Origin of the sequence: Paraburkholderia terricola (assembly GCF_003330825.1) — a bacterium.
GTDB lineage: Bacteria > Pseudomonadota > Gammaproteobacteria > Burkholderiales > Burkholderiaceae > Paraburkholderia > Paraburkholderia terricola.
Genome location: NZ_CP024942.1, coordinates 2615201 through 2636359 on the forward strand (window position 1 = coordinate 2615201; position 21159 = coordinate 2636359).

General features: G+C 66.2%; 21 protein-coding genes. 13 read left to right on the top strand and 8 right to left on the bottom strand.

Features of this window, described 5'->3' with window-relative positions; translation table 11 throughout:
* Window positions 1–47: 47 nt before the first annotated feature.
* Window positions 48–293: a DUF6723 family protein gene (locus CUJ90_RS30365; RefSeq protein ID WP_073428439.1), complete on the top strand. Its 246-nt coding sequence runs from the start codon at window positions 48–50 to the stop codon at window positions 291–293.
* 55 nt (window positions 294–348) lie between these two features.
* Here the strand turns inward: CUJ90_RS30365 and CUJ90_RS30370 are convergent, their stop codons facing one another.
* Window positions 349–585 carry a hypothetical protein gene (locus CUJ90_RS30370; RefSeq protein ID WP_073428438.1) on the bottom strand — a complete coding sequence of 79 codons (237 nt, stop codon included), beginning with the start codon at window positions 583–585 and terminating at the stop codon, window positions 349–351.
* Window positions 586–758: 173 nt separating this feature from the next.
* On the opposite strand from CUJ90_RS30370, the gene CUJ90_RS30375 reads away from it, so the two are divergent.
* The 5 genes from CUJ90_RS30375 to CUJ90_RS30400 all read left to right on the top strand — a co-directional run bounded on the left by CUJ90_RS30375 (window position 759) and on the right by CUJ90_RS30400 (window position 5754).
* Window positions 759–1022 (top strand): hypothetical protein, encoded by a 264-nt coding sequence (locus tag CUJ90_RS30375; protein WP_114164740.1) that lies wholly within the window; start codon window positions 759–761, stop codon window positions 1020–1022.
* Between the two features lie 52 nt (window positions 1023–1074).
* Window positions 1075–1245: a hypothetical protein gene (locus CUJ90_RS32750; RefSeq protein WP_167363277.1), complete on the top strand. Its 171-nt coding sequence runs from the start codon at window positions 1075–1077 to the stop codon at window positions 1243–1245.
* A 386-nt stretch (window positions 1246–1631) separates the two neighbouring features.
* Window positions 1632–2177, top strand: coding sequence for a cupin (locus CUJ90_RS30390; protein WP_114164528.1), 546 nt, complete (start codon window positions 1632–1634; stop codon window positions 2175–2177).
* Window positions 2178–2555: 378 nt separating this feature from the next.
* Entirely contained in the window at window positions 2556–4640 is a 2085-nt protein-coding gene (gene tkt, locus CUJ90_RS30395) for a transketolase (protein ID WP_114164529.1), read from the top strand.
* Window positions 4641–4812: 172 nt separating this feature from the next.
* Complete coding sequence (locus tag CUJ90_RS30400) at window positions 4813–5754, top strand: NADP-dependent oxidoreductase (protein WP_114164530.1); 942 nt, start codon at window positions 4813–4815, stop codon at window positions 5752–5754.
* An 83-nt stretch (window positions 5755–5837) separates the two neighbouring features.
* Here the strand turns inward: CUJ90_RS30400 and CUJ90_RS30405 are convergent, their stop codons facing one another.
* Together CUJ90_RS30405 and CUJ90_RS30410 are read right to left on the bottom strand one after the other, a co-directional pair.
* Window positions 5838–8159, bottom strand: a complete 2322-nt coding sequence (locus CUJ90_RS30405; RefSeq protein WP_244220079.1) for a hybrid sensor histidine kinase/response regulator — start codon at window positions 8157–8159, stop codon at window positions 5838–5840.
* Between the two features lie 290 nt (window positions 8160–8449).
* Window positions 8450–9352: a YihY/virulence factor BrkB family protein gene (locus tag CUJ90_RS30410; RefSeq protein WP_073428431.1), complete on the bottom strand. Its 903-nt coding sequence runs from the start codon at window positions 9350–9352 to the stop codon at window positions 8450–8452.
* Window positions 9353–9540: 188 nt separating this feature from the next.
* Here CUJ90_RS30410 and CUJ90_RS30415 point away from each other — a divergent pair, with 188 nt between their 5' ends.
* A complete protein-coding gene (locus CUJ90_RS30415; RefSeq protein ID WP_114164532.1) occupies window positions 9541–10734 on the top strand; it encodes a ligase-associated DNA damage response exonuclease in 1194 nt (397 codons plus the stop codon).
* Entirely contained in the window at window positions 10731–12419 is a 1689-nt protein-coding gene (locus CUJ90_RS30420; RefSeq protein ID WP_073428429.1) for an ATP-dependent DNA ligase, read from the top strand. Before CUJ90_RS30415 ends, CUJ90_RS30420 begins: the two co-directional genes overlap by 4 nt.
* 45 nt (window positions 12420–12464) lie before the next feature.
* Here CUJ90_RS30420 and CUJ90_RS30425 read toward each other — a convergent pair whose 3' ends face one another.
* On the bottom strand, window positions 12465–13133 hold the full coding sequence (locus CUJ90_RS30425; protein ID WP_073428428.1) for a UdgX family uracil-DNA binding protein: 669 nt from the start codon (window positions 13131–13133) through the stop codon (window positions 12465–12467).
* 65 nt (window positions 13134–13198) lie between these two features.
* Window positions 13199–13756 (bottom strand): DUF4142 domain-containing protein, encoded by a 558-nt coding sequence (locus CUJ90_RS30430; RefSeq protein WP_073428427.1) that lies wholly within the window; start codon window positions 13754–13756, stop codon window positions 13199–13201.
* 271 nt (window positions 13757–14027) lie between these two features.
* Here CUJ90_RS30430 and CUJ90_RS30435 point away from each other — a divergent pair, with 271 nt between their 5' ends.
* Together CUJ90_RS30435 and CUJ90_RS30440 are read left to right on the top strand one after the other, a co-directional pair.
* Window positions 14028–14486, top strand: a complete 459-nt coding sequence (locus CUJ90_RS30435; RefSeq protein WP_083082420.1) for a response regulator — start codon at window positions 14028–14030, stop codon at window positions 14484–14486.
* 310 nt (window positions 14487–14796) lie between these two features.
* Window positions 14797–15663, top strand: coding sequence for a glucose 1-dehydrogenase (locus CUJ90_RS30440; protein ID WP_114164533.1), 867 nt, complete (start codon window positions 14797–14799; stop codon window positions 15661–15663).
* A 103-nt stretch (window positions 15664–15766) separates the two neighbouring features.
* Here CUJ90_RS30440 and CUJ90_RS30445 read toward each other — a convergent pair whose 3' ends face one another.
* Window positions 15767–16000 carry a DUF2795 domain-containing protein gene (locus tag CUJ90_RS30445; protein ID WP_073428424.1) on the bottom strand — a complete coding sequence of 78 codons (234 nt, stop codon included), beginning with the start codon at window positions 15998–16000 and terminating at the stop codon, window positions 15767–15769.
* A 13-nt stretch (window positions 16001–16013) separates the two neighbouring features.
* Complete coding sequence (locus CUJ90_RS30450) at window positions 16014–16445, bottom strand: CBS domain-containing protein (RefSeq protein ID WP_073428423.1); 432 nt, start codon at window positions 16443–16445, stop codon at window positions 16014–16016.
* A 345-nt stretch (window positions 16446–16790) separates the two neighbouring features.
* Between CUJ90_RS30450 and CUJ90_RS30455 the strand changes: the two genes are divergently transcribed.
* The 3 genes from CUJ90_RS30455 to CUJ90_RS30465 are packed head-to-tail and all read left to right on the top strand — an operon-like array spanning window position 16791 to window position 20586.
* On the top strand, window positions 16791–17339 hold the full coding sequence (locus CUJ90_RS30455; protein WP_073428422.1) for a (2Fe-2S)-binding protein: 549 nt from the start codon (window positions 16791–16793) through the stop codon (window positions 17337–17339).
* Entirely contained in the window at window positions 17336–18340 is a 1005-nt protein-coding gene (locus CUJ90_RS30460; RefSeq protein WP_114164534.1) for an FAD binding domain-containing protein, read from the top strand. Before CUJ90_RS30455 ends, CUJ90_RS30460 begins: the two co-directional genes overlap by 4 nt.
* On the top strand, window positions 18337–20586 hold the full coding sequence (locus CUJ90_RS30465; RefSeq protein WP_114164535.1) for a xanthine dehydrogenase family protein molybdopterin-binding subunit: 2250 nt from the start codon (window positions 18337–18339) through the stop codon (window positions 20584–20586). Before CUJ90_RS30460 ends, CUJ90_RS30465 begins: the two co-directional genes overlap by 4 nt.
* Before the next feature lie 102 nt (window positions 20587–20688).
* Here CUJ90_RS30465 and CUJ90_RS30470 read toward each other — a convergent pair whose 3' ends face one another.
* A complete protein-coding gene (locus CUJ90_RS30470; RefSeq protein ID WP_090518724.1) occupies window positions 20689–21087 on the bottom strand; it encodes a PRC-barrel domain-containing protein in 399 nt (132 codons plus the stop codon).
* Between the last annotated feature and the right edge of the window lie 72 nt (window positions 21088–21159).

The window sequence follows — 21159 nt, forward strand, 5'->3', positions numbered from 1 at the left end:
CACGATAACGTGACGCGCCGAAGGTGCAGGGATAAGGGAAATCACACATGGCGCGACATAAGGCCGACGTTGCCGACGACGACTTCGAAATTTACGCGAGCTATCACGGAACCGGCGACGGCCGCTACGTGGGCGGACTGAAGGTCGTCAGGAAAGCGGACCGGAAGGTGCTGTTTCCGTTCGACGGCGCGCCGGAGATCGGCCCGTATGCGACCGCCGACGAGGCGCGCCGCGCCGCGATCGACTACGGTCGCGAGATCGTGGCCGCGGATCGCGCGGCTCCGGAGAAGTGACACGTTACGCGCCGCGTTGAAGCGCGGCCCCGCCAGCCGCCGTTCAAACCGGCATTCAAGGCATCCCGCCGAGCGACGGCGAGATGGTGCTGTCGCGGCCGGGATCGTCAGGACGCTCGCCCGGCGGCGTGGGCCGCACCGACACCGGCGGATGGCTCTTATAGCAGTTGTCGATCGAAGTATCGGCGAGGCAGCGCTGGAACGCGTCGGCGTCGCTCTTTTGCGTGAACGTGTACACCGTTCGTTCGACTTGCACCTCGTTATCGGACACGCGAATCGTCATGATGCTCATGAGGATCTCCTTTTTACAAAAACGACTACGGCCCCCCCTCGTTTTATGCCGCAACGGCCGTGCCACGTCGCCGCGTTCACGCATGCACGGCACGCATCGCGGAGAGGGACCGGATGTTGCTGCACTGCCAATGGAGCCGATTCGAGGAGGGCGAGATGCGCGATATGCACGATATGCACGACAGCAAATCCGGCCAGAGCCGCAATGCACCCGGCGCGGCATCCGATGCGAAGCCGCGCGCGAAGCCGAGCGGCACGCGGTACGTCGAGCCGAGTCCGCTAGGCATCGAGCCGGTCGAGCAAACGGACGTGGCGAAGCAGACCAATCCGCAGCGTTCGAGCGAGCGTCCGAAGCAAACCGCCGAGGTGCCGCTTGGCACCGGCGAGCATGCGGAACCGCCGGGCGGCGGCGGACACGCGTCGCACCGCAAGAGCTGACACGCCGGCGCGGCGTGCCGTCGCGTGCAGGCAAAACCACATGGAGAAACTGATGCAACAGGACAACGAGCCGCTCAATCCCGGCGACGAAGCACCGCCCGACGCGCCCGGCGTGGGCGAGGACATCTGCCGCGCCTGTCACGGCACCGGCAAGGTGGAAGGGGAGCAATGCACCGTATGCGGCGGCACGGGGAAAGTGCTGCAAGGCATCGGCGGCGGCTGAGCGCGGAGTGACGCGCGGACCGCGCTGGTTGATGTGACCGGTTTGCAAATCGGTTTGCAAATTTCACCGGCGCGGCAATGCAATCGTGCAGTCCAGCGGCGCGTGAACTCGCAGGTGTTCGCGCGTCGCGCGTTCGCGCGCGGCCAGGCTCGCTTTATGCGGCGCAGCGACGGTTGCGCGCGCACACCCCGCGTGATGCGAATCGCGCACGAGGACGCAAGGCCGCAAGCTCGCAACGCGCGGAAGCTCATGGCGCAATGCGCCACGAGGTCCGTAAGCTTGCAATCCGCGCAAGCGCCATCACGCGTAGACCGAACTCGGCGCGGACTCCCAGCCGATCCCCGAGAGCCAGCGCGCCATCGCATCAGCACGCACAGGAGCTAACCATGTACAACGATTCGAAGCACGGCTTCGACGCGGTCAAAACCGAGTACGAAGCCTTCATGCTGGAACCGCACGACTGGGTGCCGAACAATCGCAAGCTGCCGGTCGTGATTTATCGCCACGCGCTGTCGCCGTACACCGGCGATCTCGCCGCGGCCTTCGAGATCCTCTTCGAGCGCAACGAATGGCCGCCGCAATGGCGCGACCGCATTTTCGACTACCACCATTTTCACGCGACGGCGCACGAGGTGCTCGGCGTCGCCGACGGCTCGGCGGAAGTCATCGTGGGCGGACCGGGCGGCAGGCTGGTGACGATCGCCGCGGGCGACGCGCTGTTGCTGCCCGCCGGCACCGGCCATTGCATGCAATCGTTCGAGCGCCAGTTCAAGGTGGTGGGCGGCTATCCGCGCGGCCAGCAGTGGGACATTCGCCGCGAAGCGCTGACACCCGACGAACAGGCGGTCATGGACGCCTTGCCGTTCCCCGCGATGGATCCGGTCGACGGCAAGCATGGCCCGCTGCTCGAACACTGGCTGCACGCCGCTTGATGCGGGCGGAAATCGCCTGGCGCGCAGGTGAAGGACAGATGAAGGGAGAAGTGAAGGCGCGGGACATCGCGCAGGCCGAGACAATGCCGAACGCGGATCGCGGATCGCAGCGACCGCCCCAGGCCGCAAGCCGTCTGAAAGACCCGGCGCCGATCATCGAACGAACGCGGTGCCGCATGTCACGCACGCTGCGCATTTCGGCGTATCGGCGCATCATCGGCTCATCACACCCGCATCTACACCGCGCATCTACACCGCGCATCACACCAGTAAGCCGGCTGCGGCGCCTCGCGCGTGCTTCCACGAACACGCCGCGCCGCACGCGCCGACGCCGCGCATGCCGGCCAGGTTCTCAATCGCCGAACAAGGAGTGTCCTCATGCAAAACGATCCCGCCCTCGATCAGTTGTGCATCAACACGATCCGCACGCTATCGATGGACGCCGTGCAAAAGGCTAATTCCGGCCACCCCGGCACGCCGATGGCGCTCGCCCCGGTTGCCTATCATCTGTGGCAGCACCATTTGCGTTATGACCCGGACGAGCCGCTGTGGCCGAACCGCGACCGCTTCGTGCTGTCGGTGGGGCATGCGTCGATGCTGCTGTATTCGCTACTGCATCTGGCCAACGTCAAGGCCGTGGACGAGCACGGCAAGCCGACCGGCTCGCCCGCCGTCTCGCTCGACGACATCGAGCGCTTTCGCCAGATCGACAGCAGGACGCCCGGCCACCCCGAATACCGGATGACCACCGGCGTCGAAACCACGACGGGACCGCTCGGCCAGGGGCTCGGCAACAGCGTCGGCATGGCGATGGCGGGGCGCTGGTACGAGAACCGTTTCAACAAGCCCGATGCGCCGCTGTTCGATTACCGCGTCTATGCACTGTGCGGCGACGGCGACATGATGGAAGGCATCTCGCACGAAGCCGCGTCGCTGGCCGGTCATCTGAAGCTGTCGAACCTGATCTGGATCTACGACAGCAATCGCGTGACCATCGAAGGCCACACCGATCTCGCCTACAGCGACGACGTGGAGAGCCGGTTTCGCGGCTACCAGTGGCACACGCTGCATGTGAACGACGCGAACGACGCCGCCGCGTTCGAAGCCGCGCTGGTGGAGGCGAAAAGCGTCACGGACAGGCCGACGCTGATCGTGGTCAACAGCATCATCGGCTGGGGCGCGCCCAACAAGCAGGACACCGCGGCCGCGCACGGCGAGGCGCTCGGCGTGGACGAAGTGGCGCTCGCCAAGAAGTTCTACGGCTGGCCCGAGGACAAATTCTTCTACGTGCCGGATGGCGTGCACGAACGTTTCGCGCAAGGCATCGGCGCGCGCGGCAAGGCGGCGCGCGAGCAATGGCAGGCGCGATACGACGCGTATGGCAAACAGTATCCCGAGCTGTCGCGCGAATTCGCGCAGATGCAGGCGCACGAGTTGCCCGAAGGCTGGGACAGCGGCATTCCCACCTTCGACGCCGACGCTAAGGGCGTCGCGTCGCGCGAATCGTCGGGCAAGGTGCTGAACGCGATTGCCGCGCGCGTGCCGTGGATGATCGGCGGCGCGGCCGACCTCGCGCCGTCGACCAAGACCAATCTGAAGTTCGAGGGCGCGGGCAGTTTCGAGCATGACAGCTATGGCGGGCGCAATCTGCACTTCGGCATTCGCGAACATGCGATGGGCGCGGTGGTGAACGGTCTCGCGTTGTCGAATCTGCGGCCGTTCGGTTCGACCTTCCTGATTTTCAGCGACTACATGAAGCCGCCGATCCGCCTCTCGGCGATCATGGAGGTGCCGTCGATCTACGTGTTCACGCACGATTCGATCGGCGTCGGCGAGGACGGTCCGACGCATCAGCCGATCGAGCAGCTCGCGTCGCTGCGCGGCGTGCCGGGGCTGACCGTGCTGCGTCCCGGCGACGCCAACGAAGTAGCCGAAGCCTGGCGCGTGGCGCTGTCGAATCCGCGGCGGCCGTCGTGCATCATCGTGTCGCGCCAGCCGTTGCCGACGCTCGACCGCGGCCGCTATGCATCCGCCGAGGGGGTTAGGAAGGGCGCGTATGTGCTCGCCGACGCGCCTCGCGGTGAGAAGCCGCAGGTGATGTTGCTGGCCACGGGCAGCGAACTCTCGCTGTGCGTCGACGTGTACGAGAAGCTCAGGAGCGAAGGGATCGCGGCGCGCGTGGTGTCGATGCCGTCGTGGGATATTTTCGAGCGTCAGGACGCGGCGTATCAGGACTCGGTATTGCCGCCCGACCTCGACGCGCGCGTGGCCGTCGAGCAGGCCGCGACGCTTGGCTGGGACCGCTACGTCGGGCGGCTCGGCGCGCAGGTGGTGATGCATACGTTCGGCGCTTCCGCGCCCCTTGCCGATCTGAAGAAGAAATTCGGCTTCACGCCGGAGCGCATCTACGAGGCGGCGAAGCAGCAGATCGCGCGCGTGCAGTCGAAGCGCAGCCAGGAGTAGGGGTGATAGCGTGGTGCGATGCGTGCGCTCGCGCGAGACCGCAAGACCGTAAGCCCGCTGCAAGGAACGGGGTTTGCGCGGTCCGTGAGATGAACCACGGGCCGCGCACGCGCCGCGACACGCACACGCACCACCGCGTCATGCGACGGCCCACCTTGCAAGGAGCCCACTCATGAGTCAGATGCGTGCCTATCGTATTCACCGCTTCGGCGGTCCCGAAGTGTTCATCGCCGAAGCGATCGACGTGCCCGAGCCGGGCGCGAATGAAGTGCTGGTGCGCGTGCGCGCGGCCAGCGTCAACCCGGTCGACATCAAGACGCGCGAGGGCCAGTACCCGGCGATTCGCGAAGACAAACTGCCCTATACGCTCGGCCGCGATTTCGCCGGCGTGGTCGCGCGCGTGGGCGCGAGTGTGAAGGACTGGCGCGAAGGCGACGAAGTGTACGGTTTCGTCGGCCAAGGTCAGGGCGCGTATGCGCAGTTCGTCAAGGTGGATCAAGGCGCGCTCGCGCGCCGTCCGTCAACGATCGATTTCGTCACCGCGGGCGCCGTGCCGCTCGCCGCGCTCACCGCGTGGCAAGGTCTGTTCGATCACGGCTGTCTCGAAGCCGGCGAACGCGTGCTGATTCATGCGGGCTCGGGCGGCGTCGGCCACTTCGCCGTGCAGTTCGCCAAGGTCAAGGGCGCGGAAGTGTTCGCCACGGCTTCCGGCGACGGCGTCGAGTTCGTGCGCGCGCTCGGCGCGGATCACGTGATCGACTATCGCGCGCAGCGTTTCGAGGACGCCGCGCGCGACGTCGACCTGGTGTTCGATCTGATCGGCGGCGAGACACAGCGCCGCTCGTGGACGGTGCTCAAGAACGGCGGCGCGCTGATCTCGACGCTCACGGAACCCTCGCAAACCGAGGCCGCCGATCGCGGCGCGCGCGCCGAGCGCTACACCGCGCAGCCGAACGGCAGACAGCTCGCCGAAATCGGCGCGTTGATCGACAAGGGGCGTGTGCAGGTGAAAACGGCCGGCACGTTCCCGTTCGACGCGGCGGCCGAAGCGCTTGCGCGGCTCGAAAAGGGCCACGTGCGCGCCAAGCTCGTCATCGACGTGTCGGGCGCTTGAATGGGGCGGTGAGACGATGAAGCCGTGAGCCGAGGCATGCGCCGAAAAAGGCGTGCGCCATGCCCTCAGTGACCCGCGGCCGATCAAGCCGATTGCCGCGTCATCACCCGTTGCAATTCGCGCGGATCGACCGGCTTGGTGAAATGATGGTCGAAGCCGGCCGCCACCGCGGTTTGCTTGTCCTGCTGCTGGCCCCACCCGGTCACCGCGATCAGCAGAATATCGGCTTCCTCGTGTTCGTCGCGGATGCGCCGCGCCACTTCGTAACCGTTCAGCAGCGGCAAGCCGATATCCAGAATCACCGCTTGCGGACCGAACTCGCGGATCAAGGCCAATCCGGCCATGCCGTCGCCGGCGGTCCGAACCTCGTGGCCTTCCAGTTCGAGCACCATCGCGAGGCTGTCGGCGGCGTCCGCGTTGTCGTCGACGATCACCACGCGCAGCGCGGCCTGAGGCGCCGTCTCGAGCGGCGCGCCGTCGCTCGCCTCGGCTGGCGCGTGCGAAAGCGGCAGGTGGATCACGAACTCGCTGCCGGTGCCGGGTCCGCTGCTGAACGCCGCGACCGTGCCGCCGTGCAGTTCGGCGAGGCCGCGCACCAGCGCAAGCCCGATGCCGAGGCCGCCTTGCGAGCGATCGAGCGCCGGCGCGAGTTGCGAGAACATTTCGAACACGCTGCCCAGATGCTCGGGCGGAATGCCGATGCCGGAATCGCGCACGACGATCACCGCCTGGTCGCCCTCGCGTTCGGCGGCGAGCGAGATGCTGCCGCCGGGCGGCGTGTATTTGGCCGCGTTGTTCAGCAGATTCAAAATCATCTGCGACAGGCGCGTGGGATCGGCGTCGAGATACAGCGGCTCGCGCGGCAGCGTCACGCTCAAATGATGCGACGAGGCCTGCACGGTGGGCCGCGCCGCTTCCATTGCCGATTGCATCGAGCGCGCCAGTTCGAGCCGCTGCTTGCGCAATTCGAGCTTGCCCTGCGTGATGCGCGAGACTTCCAGCAGATCGTCGACCAGATGCGTCATGTGCTGCAATTGCCGGTCGAACACGTCGCGCGACCAGTTCAGTTGCGGATCGGCGAATTCCTTGAGACGCAAGATTTCGAGCACGTTGCGCATCGGCGCGAGGGGATTGCGCAATTCATGCGCGAGCGTGGCGAGAAATTCGTCCTTGCGGCGATCGGCTTTCGAGAGTTCGAGGTTCAGCCGCTTGAGTTGCTGCTCCGCGCGTCTGCGTTCGGTAATGTCTCGGTTCACGCTGACCGCGCCATACACGTCGCCACGCGCGTTCGCCAGCGGCTTGACGACGGTCTCGCAGACCCCGCGCGAGCCGTCGCGCCGCACGAACGGCAGTTCGCTGCGCCACGTGCCCTCGGCGGCGAGCGCGGCGAGCGCTTCACGGCGAATGCGCAGCGCGTCTTCCGGCGGGTGGAACATCGAGACCGGCTTGCCGAGAATCTCGCCCATGCGATAGCCGAGCATGCGCTCGCCGCCCACGTTGAAATCGGTGATGTTGCCGCGCAGATCGGTGATCACGATCGCGTCGCTCAGGTGCTCGAAAATCGCCGCCTGGCGCAGCAGCACGGTCTGCGCTTCCTTGCGCTCGGTGATGTCGATGCCGAGGCCGTAGATGGTCAGCGGCTCGCCGCGTTCGTCGTAAGTGGCGCGGCCGCGGCCTTCCATCCAGCACCAGTCGCCGCTCGCATGCAGGAAGCGGAATTCCGCGACGTAATCGTCGCCGCTTGCCACCGCCCGGTCGACGGCCTCGTTCAGCGCGGCGAGGTCGCCCGGATGAATCAGTTCGAAAAAGCCGCCGCGCATGTTGGCGAAGCGCCCCTCGGCGTATCCCGCGAGCGCTTCGAGTTCGCGGGTCCACCAGAACTTGCCCGACTTCGGCTCGTGCGACCACGCGCCCATGCGCGCGCCGCGCATCGCGAGACTCAGCACGTCGCGGCTTTCCTGCAACTCCTTGCGCGCCAGTTGATGCGCGGCCACCGACGCCTCCGCGTTGCGGCGCGCCAGCAGCAATTCCTGTTCGTACTTGTGGCGATCCGCGACGACCAGCACCGCCACTTCGAGGTAGCTCGCGTCGCCATGACGGCGGCGCACCGCGTTGAGCAGCATCGGCACCGTATGGCCGTCGCGATGCATCATGTTCAGCTTGATCTCGGCGACCGAGCCCTGCGTGCGCAGAAGCGGCGCCCAATGCGTCTCGTAGAGCACCTTGCCGCCGCTGCTCAGCAGGTCGCCGATGCGGCGGGCTCCGGCGAGCTGCCCGGCGCCATAGCCCAGCCAGTCGCAGAACGTGGCGTTCACGCGCAGGATGAGGCCGTCGGGATCGGCGACGAGCAGGCCGCAGGCGGCATGCTCGAACAACGCATCGGCGGACGGCAAGGGCGGGTCCATGCTGTGCATCGCGTTACCCGGACAGCATGGTTCTGCCGAAGCCATGCTCAAGCACCGTGACGCGCTCGTTGCTGCCCGAAACCGGTATGTCGCTGCACTGGGGGATGCTCATGGTGGGTCCTGAGACGTGCAGGGAATAAAGCATGCTCGATCCTGGAACGTGCACGGAATAAAACATGAATGTAGGAGACCCGCGCGAGACCACGCGAGGCCCGGCATTCGCGGAATGTTACCGCAGTCTCGCCGATCCGCGAGGCGCATCGGCGGTGAGGCGCGCGCTGATCCGTCAGTCAACCGGTCTTGATGCGCGGCTGCGGCGCGTCCGGCGGTTCCAGCCCGAAGCGCTCGTATTGCGAAATCACCTGGGCGCCGAACAGCAGCAAGGTCGCCAGCCATTCGAGGCTGAACAGGATGACGATCGCCATCGTCAGCGACCCATACACCACGCTCACCTGCGAGAGCGTCGCGAAGTACCACACCAGCACATGCCGCGTGATTTCCCACAGGAGCGCCGCGACGATCCCGCCGAGCAGCGCATGCTTGAGCGAGGGCCGCCCGACCGGCATCACCATGTAGATCGAGGTCAGCACGAAAATCTCGCCGGCGAGGCCGAGCAGATACAGGACGACGCGCGAGAATCCCTGCAACGAAACATGCGTGCCGAACAGATCGACCGCTTCGGCCCCCATCACGTCGAGCCCGCTCGACACGAGCGTGACGATCAGCGAGCCCACGCCGAGAAAGAGAATGTAGCAATAGGGCAGCAGCGCGGAAAGCAGGAAGTGCCGCCGGCGGATCACCACGCGATGCACGAAAATCAGCGACATCGCGTTTTCCAGCACCGTAAAGGCGAGCGAGCTGAAGAAGAGCATCGTCAGGAACAACACCCAGCCGACCACCTCGCGGTGCGCCAGGAAATGGGCGAGTTCGCGCACCAGCGCGCCCGATTGACCCGGCACCAGCCATTGCAAAAGATGACCCAGCGCGGTGAGCAACGTGTGCTCCGGCACCACGCGCGACAACGCGATCACGATCAGGATCATCAGCGGCACGATCGACAACAGCGCGTAATACGCCACCGCGCCGGCGAGCAGCAAGCCCTGATTCGCGCGAAATGCCTTCAGCGTTTGCAGGACGAAGGTGCCGGGATGTTTCGCCACATACAACGCGTGTTCGTCGATGATGGTTCGCATGGTCGCTCACGACGCGCGTCGCGGAGCCCGCCGACATGCAGCGGGTGCGGGCGCGCTTGTTGTCGTACCGTAAGCAAGAACGCAGCCATCCCGCGTGGCTGAACTCGACTCGCGTGACATCAGTCGCGGGAATGCGATTTGCTGCGCCTTTCATCGACCTTGCCTGGAGTCTGTCGGAATCCCATACATTGAACAACGCGTCTGACAAGCCGGAAAACCCGCACGATCCCGACCTCGTGGTCGCCCGGCCAGAAGGTTTGTACTGCCCGTGCGGCGACTTTTATATCGATCCCTGGCGGCCGGTCGAGCGGGCGGTGATCACGCACGCCCATTCCGATCACGCGCGCTTCGGGCACCGTCATTACCTTGCCTCGCAAGCGGGCGCGAACGTGCTGCTGTCGCGCTTGCCCGGCATCGCGCTGCAAACGCTCGCCTATGGCGAGCGGCTCGACTTCGACGGCACGACCGTCTCGCTTCACCCGGCGGGACATGTGCTGGGTTCGGCGCAACTCAGGATCGAGCACAAGGGCCGCGTGTGGGTCGCATCGGGCGACTACAAGCTCGACCCCGATCCGACCTGCGCTGCGTTCGAGCCGGTGCGCTGCGAGACGTTCATCACCGAGTCGACGTTCGGTTTGCCGATCTATCGTTGGGACGCGCCGCAAGCCGTGTTCGACGGCATCGATTCATGGTGGCGTCACAACGCGTCGCAAGGACGCGCGTCGGTGCTGTTCTGCTATTCGTTCGGCAAGGCGCAGCGCGTGCTGGCGAGCGTCGACGCCGCCATCGGACCGATCTTCTGTCACGGCGCCATCGCGCCGCTCAATCGCGCGTATCGCGAGGCGGGCGTGCGCTTGCCGCCGGTGCGCGTCGTCGGCGAAATAGCGGCGAGGGACAAGGCCGCTTTCAGGCAGGCGTTGATCGTGGCGCCGCCGTCCGCGCAAGGCAGCGCATGGCTCAGGCGTTTCGGCGACTATAGCGACGCGTTCGCGTCGGGCTGGATGCGCTTGCGCGGCGCGCGGCGCCGGCGCGGCGTCGATCGCGGCTTCGTGCTGTCGGATCACGCCGATTGGCCCGGCCTGCAAAGCGCGATTCATGCGACGGGCGCGGGGCGCGTCATCGTCACGCATGGCTCGGTCGAGCCGATGGTGCGCTGGCTGCGCGAACAGGGTCTCGAAGCAGGCGCGTTCGACACGCAATACGGAGACGACACGGTGGAGGCCGACGCCGCGGGCGGCGACGAAACGGCCGCGACGAGCGGCGCCTCGCCGGTGGAAGCCACACAAACCACGCAAGCCACACAAGCCACACGAGATGACACGCCGAACGCGGCCGATCTCGAAGCCCGACCCGCGGCCGACAACACGACGAGCGGCCCATGAAACGCTTCGCCGCCCTCTATACCGCGCTCGACGCGACCACCTCGACGCGCGACAAACTCGAAGCGCTCAACAGCTATTTCTCGGCGGCCGAACCGGAGGACGCCGCATGGGCGTCGTACTTTCTCGCCGGCGGCAAGCCGCGTCAATCGGTGCCCACGCGTCTGCTGACCGAAATCGCCCGCGAGCGGGCCGGCTTGCCGCCGTGGCTATTCGAGGAGTCGTATCACGCGGTGGGCGATCTCGCCGAAACCATCGCCCATATCCTGCCGCCCGCGCAACGCAGTTCCGAACTCGGCCTCACGCAATGGATCGAGCAACGCGTGCTGACGCTTCGCGGCCTCGCGCCGGAGGAATTGCGCACGCGCTTGCTCGGTTACTGGGACGAACTCGATTGGGGCGGACGGTTTCTGCTGACCAAGCTGATCGGCGGCGGCTTTCGGGTCGGCGTGGCGCGGCAACTCGTGGTGCGCGCGCTCGCGGAAGTGGCGGGCGTCGACCATAAACGGATCGCGCAACGCATGGTGGGCTGGACCGACTCGCGGCAGAAACCCGACGCCGCGCGTTATCTGCGCCTGATCGCTCCGGAGAGCGGCAGCGAAGAGGCGCGGCAAGGCCTAGAAGCGCATCATGCCGCGCATGACGACGATGCGGGCTTGCCTTATCCGTTCTTTCTCGCGCATCCGTTGCAGACCGACCCGGCGACGCTCGGCGAGCCGATGCAATGGCTGATCGAATGGAAGTGGGACGGCATTCGCGCGCAACTCGTCAAACGCGCGGGCCGCGTGTGGTTGTGGTCGCGCGGCGAGGATCTGATCACGGAGCGCTTTCCCGAGGTCACGGCGCTCGGCGACGCGTTGCCCGACGGCTTCGTGATCGACGGCGAGATTCTCGCGTGGGAGCCCGGCGCGACGGCGCCGTTGCCGTTCGCGCGCCTGCAACCGCGCATCGCGCGTAAAACGCTGACGAAAAAAGTGTTGGCCGATTCGCCCACCACCTTGCTCGCCTACGATCTGCTCGAAGCGCAGGGCGATGATCTGCGCATGACGCCGCTCGTCGAGCGGCGCGCGCGCCTCGATGCGCTGGCCGCTTCCGTCGACGGCAGCCTGGCGCGCGATCTGTTGCGCGTGTCGCCGCTGGTGCGCGCGTCCGATTGGCAAACGCTCGCCGCGCTGCGCGCAGAGAGCCGGACGCGCGGCGTCGAAGGCTTGATGCTCAAGGCGCGCGATTCGATGTACGGCGTGGGCCGCACGAAAGCCTCCGGCACATGGTGGAAATGGAAGATCGATCCGTATGCGGTGGACGCGGTGCTGGTCTACGCGCAGCGCGGTCATGGCCGGCGCGCGAGTCTCTATACCGACTTCACCTTCGCGGTGTGGGATGAAGCGGACGGCGTGCGTACCCTCGTGCCGTTCGCGAAGGCCTATTCCGGTCTCACCGACGAGGAAATGCGCCAGGTGGATGCGATCGTGCGCAAGACCACGGTCGAGAAATTCGGCCCGGTGCGCAGCGTGACGCCCACGCTCGTGTTCGAAATCGGCTTCGAGGGGATTCAGGCGAGCCCGCGTCATAAGTCGGGCGTGGCGGTGCGCTTTCCGCGCATGCTGCGCTGGCGCACCGACAAGCATATCGACGACGCCGACACGCTGGCGATGCTGAAGGGCTTCATCGACGATCGCGCGCAATAAGTGCAATAAGCGCAGCAAGCGGCAAGCATCGCTTTCGTACCACGTTCACACCAGCTTGCCCGCTTGCCGCAGCGCGTCGACAATCGCCGCGAAGGCACGCTCGCGGGTTTCCGGATCGGGCGCGCGCAACGCAAACGAAGGGTGATACGTCGCCACCACGCTGTACTCGCCATGCTTGATCGGCCGGCCCAGCACGTCCTGCATGCGGACGTTCTTGTCCTCCAGCACGGCCTTCAACGCGGTGACGCCCAGCGCCACGATCACGCGCGCGCCGGTGGACTGCAATTCCTTTTCGAGCCAGTAAGCGCAGGCGTCGATCTCGCGCTGGGCCGGCGTCTTATGCATGCGCCGCTTGCCGCGCGGCGTCCATTTGAAATGCTTGACCGCGTTGGTCACATAAACGTCATGCCGCGCGACGCCGGCCTGCTCGAGCGCGTGATCGAGCAGCGCGCCCGCCGGGCCGACGAACGGCTTGCCCGCCAGATCTTCCTTGTCGCCGGGCTGTTCGCCGACGAGGATGATCGGCGCATGCTTCGGCCCCGCGCCGGGCACGGCTTGCGTCGCGTTTTTCCATAGCGCGCAGCGACGGCACGCGTCGAGCGACCTGGGTTGCTGATCCGGTTGCACGTCCGCGGCGGCGTCCGCTGTGCCCGAGGCGTCTGCATCGGCACCCGCGGCGGTGGAGCGCGATCGTCCGGATTTCGAGGTGGGCATGATGAGCTTCGAAGCGTTCGAAAGACGCCAGCGCGATCGACCGCGCCGGCGTCGCGTATCGCGTGTTACGGCGCCGTGACGTTCTTCTTCTTCGCCAGGTCCTGCGCCATCTGATAGTGCTTCTCGATTGTCGGCAAGGCCTTTTGCGCCGCGCTCTTCAGCTTCGCATCCTGGCCGTTGGCGATTTCGTCCTGAAACGCGGACACCGCTTCCTTATGCCCCTGCAAGCCGACCTTCTGAATGTAGGCCGTATCGAACTCCGCGCCCTTCAACGGACGCAGGCTGTCGAGAAGGGCCGTGTCGGAGTTGTCCTTCGGCACGCTCACGCCGCGCGGCGCGGCCATCTTGAGTTGCACGGTCAGCTTCGTATGATCGGCCGCCATGTGGCCGGCGAATTTCTTCACGTCGCCATCGCTCGAGCGGCTCATGGCGAGTTTCGCGGCGTCGATTTCGGTTGAACTCGACATCGACGCGGCCTGGACGAATTTCTTGTCCGCTTCCGGCAGGGGATTGGCTGTCGTCGTCGAGGCGGCTTCGGTTTGTGCGTGGACCGGAACGGCGAAAACAAGGGATTGCGCGATGCACGCGGCAAGGGCCGCGTGCACGATGAATGTGCGTTTCATAAGAACTCCGAGGTGAGATCCGGTGCCGGCGGGCGATGGATCGACATGCGCAAAACAGCAAACGCCGTTCCCCGCGTTGCGCTATGGTGGTGTCGTGTGCCTCGTGGGACCGTGTACCGGCTGCGCGCTGCGAGACCGTGTCGGAAAACAGCGGACGTTGCGCGGCAAGCGGCCTGGTTCGCCGCGCTGCGGGAGCGAATCTTGCACCGCTCGCGCAGGTTGCTCGAGCGCCGCTCGAGCGCGACCGAAGAACAAGCACAGGGAGAAGACAGTGACGCTCGACCGAGGAATGGACAACAGCGACGACGTGGTGGTCTGGCGGCCTATCCAGTACGCGATGGCCTCGCACCGGCGCGTGCTGGTGGTGGACGACTACCGCGAAGCGGCCGACGCGTTGCAAATGCTGCTGAACGCCGACGGCTTCGAGTGCCGCGCACTCGAAGATCCGCTCGCGGTCTGCGAGATGGCTTGCGAATGGCAGCCCTTCGCGGTGGTCCTGGACATCAAGATGCCGGACCTGGACGGGCTCGAACTGGCGCGCCGCCTAAGGGCCGATCCATTGACCGCGCATATGCTGCTGATCGCCTGCACCGCTTTCGCCTCGCGCGACGACCGGGCGCGCGCGCGAGCCGCGGGTTTCGACGCCCACTGCGCGAAGCCGTTGACGCCGGAACGCCTGCTGCGGGTACTCGAATCGGCGGCCGCGCTGCATGCGGCCGGGCCGCCGTAAAGTTGCGCAACGTTTGAAAAAACGCATGGGCACGCATGCGAGCAGTAGCCGATTCATGCACGACCACAACGTCGATATGCCGGCCCGGTTGGACACTTCGCCACCAACGCGGCACATCCCGGCGCGCTTCTTCACACTTCGCGGCACATTTCGCGGCACACTTCGCGACGGCATACCCTTAGGCAAAAACCCCTGGCTCGAAACGCATCATGCGCGATCCCTCGCGGGTCCGTGGGTTGCTGCGTGCAACACAACGGCCGCGCCGGTTCACGACGCGCCGCGCCTCTTCATTCGCACTCTGGAGATAGCCATGACCGACACGCAACGTCCCACGCCACCGTTTCCCAGGCAGCAACAGGATCACACGCCCGGCACCACGGCGGAAATGAAACCGCAGCCCGACCACGGCGAAAAATCCTATAAAGGCTCGGGCCGTCTCGCCGGCAAGGCGGCGATCATCACGGGCGGCGACAGCGGCATTGGCCGCGCCGTGGCGATCGCGTTCGCCCGCGAAGGCGCGGACGTGCTGATCTCTTATCTCAACGAAGACGACGACGCGCGCGAAGCCGCGCGCTGGGTGGAAGAGGCGGGCCGCAAGGCGGTGCTGCTGCGCGGCGACATCACGAGCCCCGAGCATTGCGAGGAGATCGTCAGGCGCGCGGTCGAGGCGTTCGGCCGGCTCGATGTGCTGGTCAACAATGCCGCGTACCAGATGAGTTACCCGTCGCTCGACGCGATCAGCGACGAGGAGTGGGACAAGACCTTCGATACCAACATCGGCGCGATGTTCAGGATCACGCGGGCGGCGGTCAAGCAGATGAAGCCCGGCGCCTCGATCATCAACACCACGTCGATCAACGCCGATCATCCGAACCCCGGCTTGATCGCCTATGCGACCACCAAGGGCGCGATCCAGAACTTCACCGGCGGGCTCGCGCAATTGCTGGCCGAGAAGGGCATACGCGCGAATTGCGTGGCGCCCGGGCCGATCTGGACACCGCTGATTCCGTCGACGATGCCCGCCGAGAAAGTCGAGAAATTCGGCCAGCAGGTGCCGATGAAGCGCCCCGGTCAGCCCGCCGAACTCGCGGCGGCCTATGTGATGCCCGCCTCCGATGACGCCAGCTACATTTCCGGCGCGACGATCGCGGTCACCGGCGGGTCGCCCATTATTTAACTGGCTTGCGCATTGCCGCATTGCGGCATGAAGAAAAAAACCGGCGCATCGCCGCATGACGATGCGCCGGTTCTGTTTTTATCAGCCTGGTGCCGGGTCCAAGCTACTGCGTGCGCGACAGTTGCTTGGAAACCGCGGCCGGGCTGTCGTAGTTCTTATCCGGCAACTCACCGACGAGATCCACGATGTCCTGGTTTGCGCCGTTGCTGCGTGCGGCTTCCACCAGTTTTTCGCGCGTCGTCGGATAGTCGACACCGTGCAGCGCCTTTTGCACCTCGATCGGATTCGGCTGGCCGGGATGCCGATGGTCCTGCGAGTGACTGGGATGCTGTGCCATGTGTCTCTCCTTCTCAGTGCATGCGGGGTTGCGAAACGCCTTCGAGCGTGTTGGCGACCTCGTCGCGCGACGCGCTGTCGGCCCGCGTGGCGATGTCGCCGAGCGACAGCGCGCCGACCAGGTTCTTGTCGTGATCGACCACCGGCATGCGGCGCACCTGCGCGGTGGCCATGCGTTGCTGGACGGCGTCGACGTCGTCGTCGTCGAAACACCATTGCACATCGGTGCTGGCGAAATCGCGTACCGGCGTGTTCGCCGGGCAGCCGGTGGACAACGCGCGCACCGCGAGATCGCGATCGGTGATCATGCCGATCAGCCGATGGTTCTGGCACACCGGCAACGATCCGACGTCGTAGCGCCGCATCAATTCCGCGGCATGCTGAATGGTGTCGTTGGGTGTCACATTGACGACGTCGCGCGACATGATTTCGTGGACGTGATGCATGGATACCTCCTGAACGAGTGGAGTGTGAAGCGCATGGCAAGCAGTGTTCTCGCACTGCCGCGGCGCGTGATGCCGGCTGCGCGGAGCCGATTGAAAGAAATGCGGGTTCGCTGCACATCTTGCAATGCCCGCCGCGCCGGCCGGCAGCGGCGTTGCCGCGAGTGCGGCTTGCTTCGCGTGCCACGCGTGGGGAGGACTCGCGTGCGAGGCTCGCGAGCCGCCCCATGAAAAACGCGCATCACGCGTGCCTGCGAAGCGCGGCCGGCGCCTTGGCACGGCGGCATGGTGGCACGTGGCTTGCGCGCGCCGTTCGTATTGCGCGACCTACCGTCCGGAGGACATCCAATGGAAACCCCCACAGCACAAGCGGCGCTGGACCTCGCGCCGAGCGACGTCCAGCGCGTGCCGGTGACGTTCGAGATCAACGGCAAGACACACCGGTTCGAGATCGAGCCGTGGACCACGCTGCTCGATCTGCTGCGCGAACGCTGCCACCTGAGCGGCATCAAGAAAGGCTGCGACCACGGCCAATGCGGCGCCTGCACCGCGATCGTCGACGGCCAGCGGATCAATACCTGTCTCGCGCTCGCGGCCGTGCGCGACGGCGCGTCGATCACGACGATCGAAGGTCTTGCCGACGGCGACACGCTGCATCCGGTTCAACAGGCGTTCATCGATCACGACGCCTTCCAGTGCGGCTACTGCACGCCGGGGCAAATCTGCTCGGCCGTTGCGATGCTCGCCGAAGGCCACGCGAAAAACGCCGACGACATTCGCGAACTGATGAGCGGCAACCTGTGCCGCTGCGGCGCGTACACGAATATCGTCGCGGCGATTCTGGATGCGGCGCAGCGGTCCGATCAGCCGCTCACGGCGCCGGGAGCGCGGCCATGAACCGCTTTTCCTATACCCGCGCAAGCGCGGTGTCCGAGGCGATCGACCAGCATCGCGCGCATGCCGCCGCCGCGTTCATCGCGGGCGGCACGAATCTGGTGGACCTGTTGCGCGAGGACGTGGCGCATCCGGCCACGCTGGTCGATATCAACCGTTTGCCGCTCAGGCAGATCGAAGCCACCGGCGACGGCGGCCTGAGAATCGGCGCGCTGGTGACGAATACCGCGGTGGCCTACGACGAGACCGTGGCCGCGCGTTACCCGCTGCTTGCCAAGGCGATCCTGGCGGGGGCGTCCGCGCAGATTCGCAATGTCGCGACCGTCGGAGGGAATCTGCTGCAACGCACCCGCTGCCTTTACTTCTACGACGCCGGCACGCCGTGCAATAAACGCGAGCCGGGCACCGGCTGCTCCGCGATGGAAGGGGTCAACCGCATGCACGCGATTCTCGGCGCGAGCGATCAGTGCATCGCCGTGCATCCGTCGGACATGTGCGTGGCGCTGGCGGCGCTCGACGCGACGGTGCATCTCGCCGGCCACGACGGCACGCGCGCGCTGCCGTTCGCCGAGTTCCATCGCCTGCCCGGCGAGACGCCGCACATCGATACGAACCTGCGCGACGACGAACTGGTGATCGCCGTCGAATTGCCCAGGCGAGGCTTCGCCGAACATCACGCTTACGTGAAAGTGCGCGACCGGGCCTCGTATGCGTTCGCGCTGGTGTCCGCCGCGCTCGGCGTCGAACTGGACGGCGACATCATCGTTCGCGCGCATTGCGCGCTCGGCGGCGTCGCGCACAAACCGTGGCGCGATCTGGATGCCGAAGCCGTGCTGCGCGGCAGACCGCTGAACGCCGCCACCGTGCGCGGTTTCGCGGACTCGCTGTTGCGCGAGGCGCAAGGGCGTCGCGGCAATGCGTTCAAGATCGAACTGGCGACGCGCGTGATCGTGCGCGCGTTCGAACTGGCGACGCAGCGTTCGTTCGAGGAGGGCGCATCATGAACGGGGCCGACACTTTTCCGGCGACGCGCGCCGTGGGCGTGCCGCACAAGCGCGTCGACGGCAAGCTGAAAGTCACCGGCGCCGCGCAGTATGCGGCGGACTACGCCGCCAATGGATTGACGTATGGTTTCGTGGTGTCGAGCACGATCGCGAGCGGCCGTATCGTGGCGATCGATGCGTCGGCGGCGCTCGAACTACCCGGCGTGCTGCTCGTGCTGACGCATCTGAATCGCCCGCCACTGCCGCTGGCGGACCAGCCCTACAAAGACATGGTCGCCCCCGGCGGCACGCCGTTCAGGCCGCTCTGGGACGACCGCGTGTGGTACAGCGGACAACCGGTCGCGCTGGTGGTGGCGGAAACGTTGGAACTGGCGCGCCATGCGGCCTCGCTCGTCAAGGTCCGCTACGAACACACGCCGCATCAGACGGAAATGAGCGAATCGTTGATGAGCGCTGTGCCGCCGTCCACGGAAAAGGGCGGGTTCGATCCGCCGCCGTCGCCGCGCGGCGACGCGGACCGCGCGCTGGCGAGCGCGGCGGTGCGGGTCGACGGCTTCTACAGCACGCCCGCCGAGTATCACAATCCGATGGAAATGCACGGCTGCACCGTGGTGCCGGACGAGCATGGGCATCTGATCGTTTATGAAAAGACCCAGGGGGTCGTCAACACCAAGCGTTATCTGACCGGCGTGTTCGGCCTGAAGGACGACGAGGTGCAGGTGGAGTCGCCCTTCGTGGGCGGCGCGTTCGGTTCGGGTTTGCGGCCGCAATATCATCTGCCGCTCGCCGTGATGGCGGCGCGCGATCTGAAGCGGCCGGTGCGGGTCACGCTGACGCGCCAGCAGATGTTCACGTTCGCGCATCGGCCGCAATCGATTCAGCGCGTGGCGCTGGGCGCGTCGGCGGACGGCAAACTGCAGGCGGTGATTCACGAGGCGGTCGCGGAAACCTCGCGTTACGAGGACTACTGCGACGTGCTCGTGAACTGGGCCGGCCAGTTGTACGCATGCGAGAACGTCACGCTGGGCTACAAGGTCGTCAAGCTCGACGTGCCGACGCCGGCCGACATGCGCGCGCCGGGTGCGGCGCAAGGTCTTTTCCCGCTCGAAACGGCGATGGACGAACTGGCCGAAGCGTTGCAGATGGACCCGCTGCAATTGCGGCTCGTCAACTATGCGGAGCGCGACGCCAACAAGAATCTGCCGTTTTCCAGCAAGGCGCTGCGCGACTGCTATCGCGAAGGCGCCGCGCGCTTCGGCTGGGAGGGGCGGCCGCTTGCGCCGCGCGCGCGCCGCGAGGGCCGCGAACTGATCGGCTGGGGCATGGCGACCGGCGCGTGGGACGCGATGCAAAACGAAGCGGCGGCGCGCGCCGTGCTCACGCCTGACGGCCGCGTGGAAGTGTCGAGCTCCACCGCCGACATCGGCACCGGCACCTACACGGCGATGACGCAGATCGCCGCCGATGCGCTCGGCGTGTCGATTCACGATGTCGACTTCGAGCTCGGCGACACGCGCTTGCCGAAAGCGCCGATCGAGGGCGGCTCGTGGACGGTGTCGTCGGTGGGCAGCGCGGTTCACGTCGCGTGCGAACGACTGCGAAACCGCCTCGTCGAACTGGCGCGGCAATACGGCGGCGGGCGCTTCGCGATGGTTGCGCGCGACGAGGTGAGACGCGCCGGCAACCGGCTCGTCTGCGGCAGCGGCTCCGACGACGCGATCGGCATCGACGCGCTGCTGGCCCGCGCGGGTCTGGAAACGCTGGAAGAGCAGGCGAGCGTCAAGCCGCATGAAAAACAGCAGGCGTATTCGATGGGCACGCATTCGGCGGTGTTCGCCGAGGTGCGCGTGGACGAAGCGCTCGGCACCGTGCGCGTGACGCGCGTGGTCAGCGCCGTCGCCGCGGGCCGCATCGTGAACCCGAAAACGGCGGCCAACCAGATTGCCGGCGGCGTGGTGTGGGGCATCGGCATGGCGCTGCACGAGCACGGCCAGTTCGACCACGCGCTCGGGCGGCAGATGAACCACAACCTGGCCGAGTATCACATTCCGGTGAATGCCGACATCCACGATATCGACGTGCTGTTCGTGAACGAGCACGACGACATCGTCAATCCGCTCGGCGTGAAGGGCGTGGGCGAAATCGGCGTGGTGGGCGTGGCCGCGGCGGTGGGCAATGCGATCTGGCACGCGACGGGCAAGCGCGTGCGGGACTTGCCGATCACGCTCGACAAACTGTTCGCGTGAAGGCCACGCGTCTAACCGGTTCGCAAGGCTCCGCTCCTTGCAACCGGTCAGCGCGGGCAATCAACGTTCTAGCCGAACCGCCGGCGGCGGATAGCCCGCGGATCAATCCGCGTACTTGAATTCAGGCAGCGCTTCGAGCGATTTCTTGGTCGCTTCCGGCAGCACGATGCGGCGATTGTTGATCTGCAAATCGTTGAACGGCACGGCCACCAGATGCTTGCCGATGCCGAGGAAGCCGCCCACCGACAGGATCGCGTAGGTGCTTCTGTCACCGCTCGGCGAGACGATCAGATCGTCCAGGGTGCCGATGGTGTCCTTGTTCCTGTTGTAGACATCGGCGCCGGTCAGTTTCGATGCGCGGTAGCCGCTCGCGAGCTGGACCACGTCCGTGCGTCTTTCGGTGATGGCCTGGGGCGCGCCCTGAGCGTAGGTGTCGTTGGCGGCGAGCGTCGCGGCGAGTAGTACCGCCGCCACGAGCGGCGCAGTATGTAGGCTTCGCATGATGACTCTTCTCCCTTTTGTTCTTGCGCTTGTAACGGCGCGGGGTCGACAAGCTTTTCATCATGCTGGTGC

Coding starts and splice junctions, on each gene's coding strand:
- CUJ90_RS30365 (WP_073428439.1), top strand. CDS start 48: ATGGCGCGACATAAGGCCGACGTTGCCGACGACGACTTCGAAATTTAC.
- CUJ90_RS30370 (WP_073428438.1), bottom strand. CDS start 585: ATGAGCATCATGACGATTCGCGTGTCCGATAACGAGGTGCAAGTCGAA.
- CUJ90_RS30375 (WP_114164740.1), top strand. CDS start 759: ATGCACGACAGCAAATCCGGCCAGAGCCGCAATGCACCCGGCGCGGCA.
- CUJ90_RS32750 (WP_167363277.1), top strand. CDS start 1,075: ATGCAACAGGACAACGAGCCGCTCAATCCCGGCGACGAAGCACCGCCC.
- CUJ90_RS30390 (WP_114164528.1), top strand. CDS start 1,632: ATGTACAACGATTCGAAGCACGGCTTCGACGCGGTCAAAACCGAGTAC.
- tkt (WP_114164529.1), top strand. CDS start 2,556: ATGCAAAACGATCCCGCCCTCGATCAGTTGTGCATCAACACGATCCGC.
- CUJ90_RS30400 (WP_114164530.1), top strand. CDS start 4,813: ATGAGTCAGATGCGTGCCTATCGTATTCACCGCTTCGGCGGTCCCGAA.
- CUJ90_RS30405 (WP_244220079.1), bottom strand. CDS start 8,159: ATGGACCCGCCCTTGCCGTCCGCCGATGCGTTGTTCGAGCATGCCGCC.
- CUJ90_RS30410 (WP_073428431.1), bottom strand. CDS start 9,352: ATGCGAACCATCATCGACGAACACGCGTTGTATGTGGCGAAACATCCC.
- CUJ90_RS30420 (WP_073428429.1), top strand. CDS start 10,731: ATGAAACGCTTCGCCGCCCTCTATACCGCGCTCGACGCGACCACCTCG.
- CUJ90_RS30425 (WP_073428428.1), bottom strand. CDS start 13,133: ATGCCCACCTCGAAATCCGGACGATCGCGCTCCACCGCCGCGGGTGCC.
- CUJ90_RS30430 (WP_073428427.1), bottom strand. CDS start 13,756: ATGAAACGCACATTCATCGTGCACGCGGCCCTTGCCGCGTGCATCGCG.
- CUJ90_RS30440 (WP_114164533.1), top strand. CDS start 14,797: ATGACCGACACGCAACGTCCCACGCCACCGTTTCCCAGGCAGCAACAG.
- CUJ90_RS30445 (WP_073428424.1), bottom strand. CDS start 16,000: ATGGCACAGCATCCCAGTCACTCGCAGGACCATCGGCATCCCGGCCAG.
- CUJ90_RS30450 (WP_073428423.1), bottom strand. CDS start 16,445: ATGCATCACGTCCACGAAATCATGTCGCGCGACGTCGTCAATGTGACA.
- CUJ90_RS30455 (WP_073428422.1), top strand. CDS start 16,791: ATGGAAACCCCCACAGCACAAGCGGCGCTGGACCTCGCGCCGAGCGAC.
- CUJ90_RS30460 (WP_114164534.1), top strand. CDS start 17,336: ATGAACCGCTTTTCCTATACCCGCGCAAGCGCGGTGTCCGAGGCGATC.
- CUJ90_RS30465 (WP_114164535.1), top strand. CDS start 18,337: ATGAACGGGGCCGACACTTTTCCGGCGACGCGCGCCGTGGGCGTGCCG.
- CUJ90_RS30470 (WP_090518724.1), bottom strand. CDS start 21,087: ATGCGAAGCCTACATACTGCGCCGCTCGTGGCGGCGGTACTACTCGCC.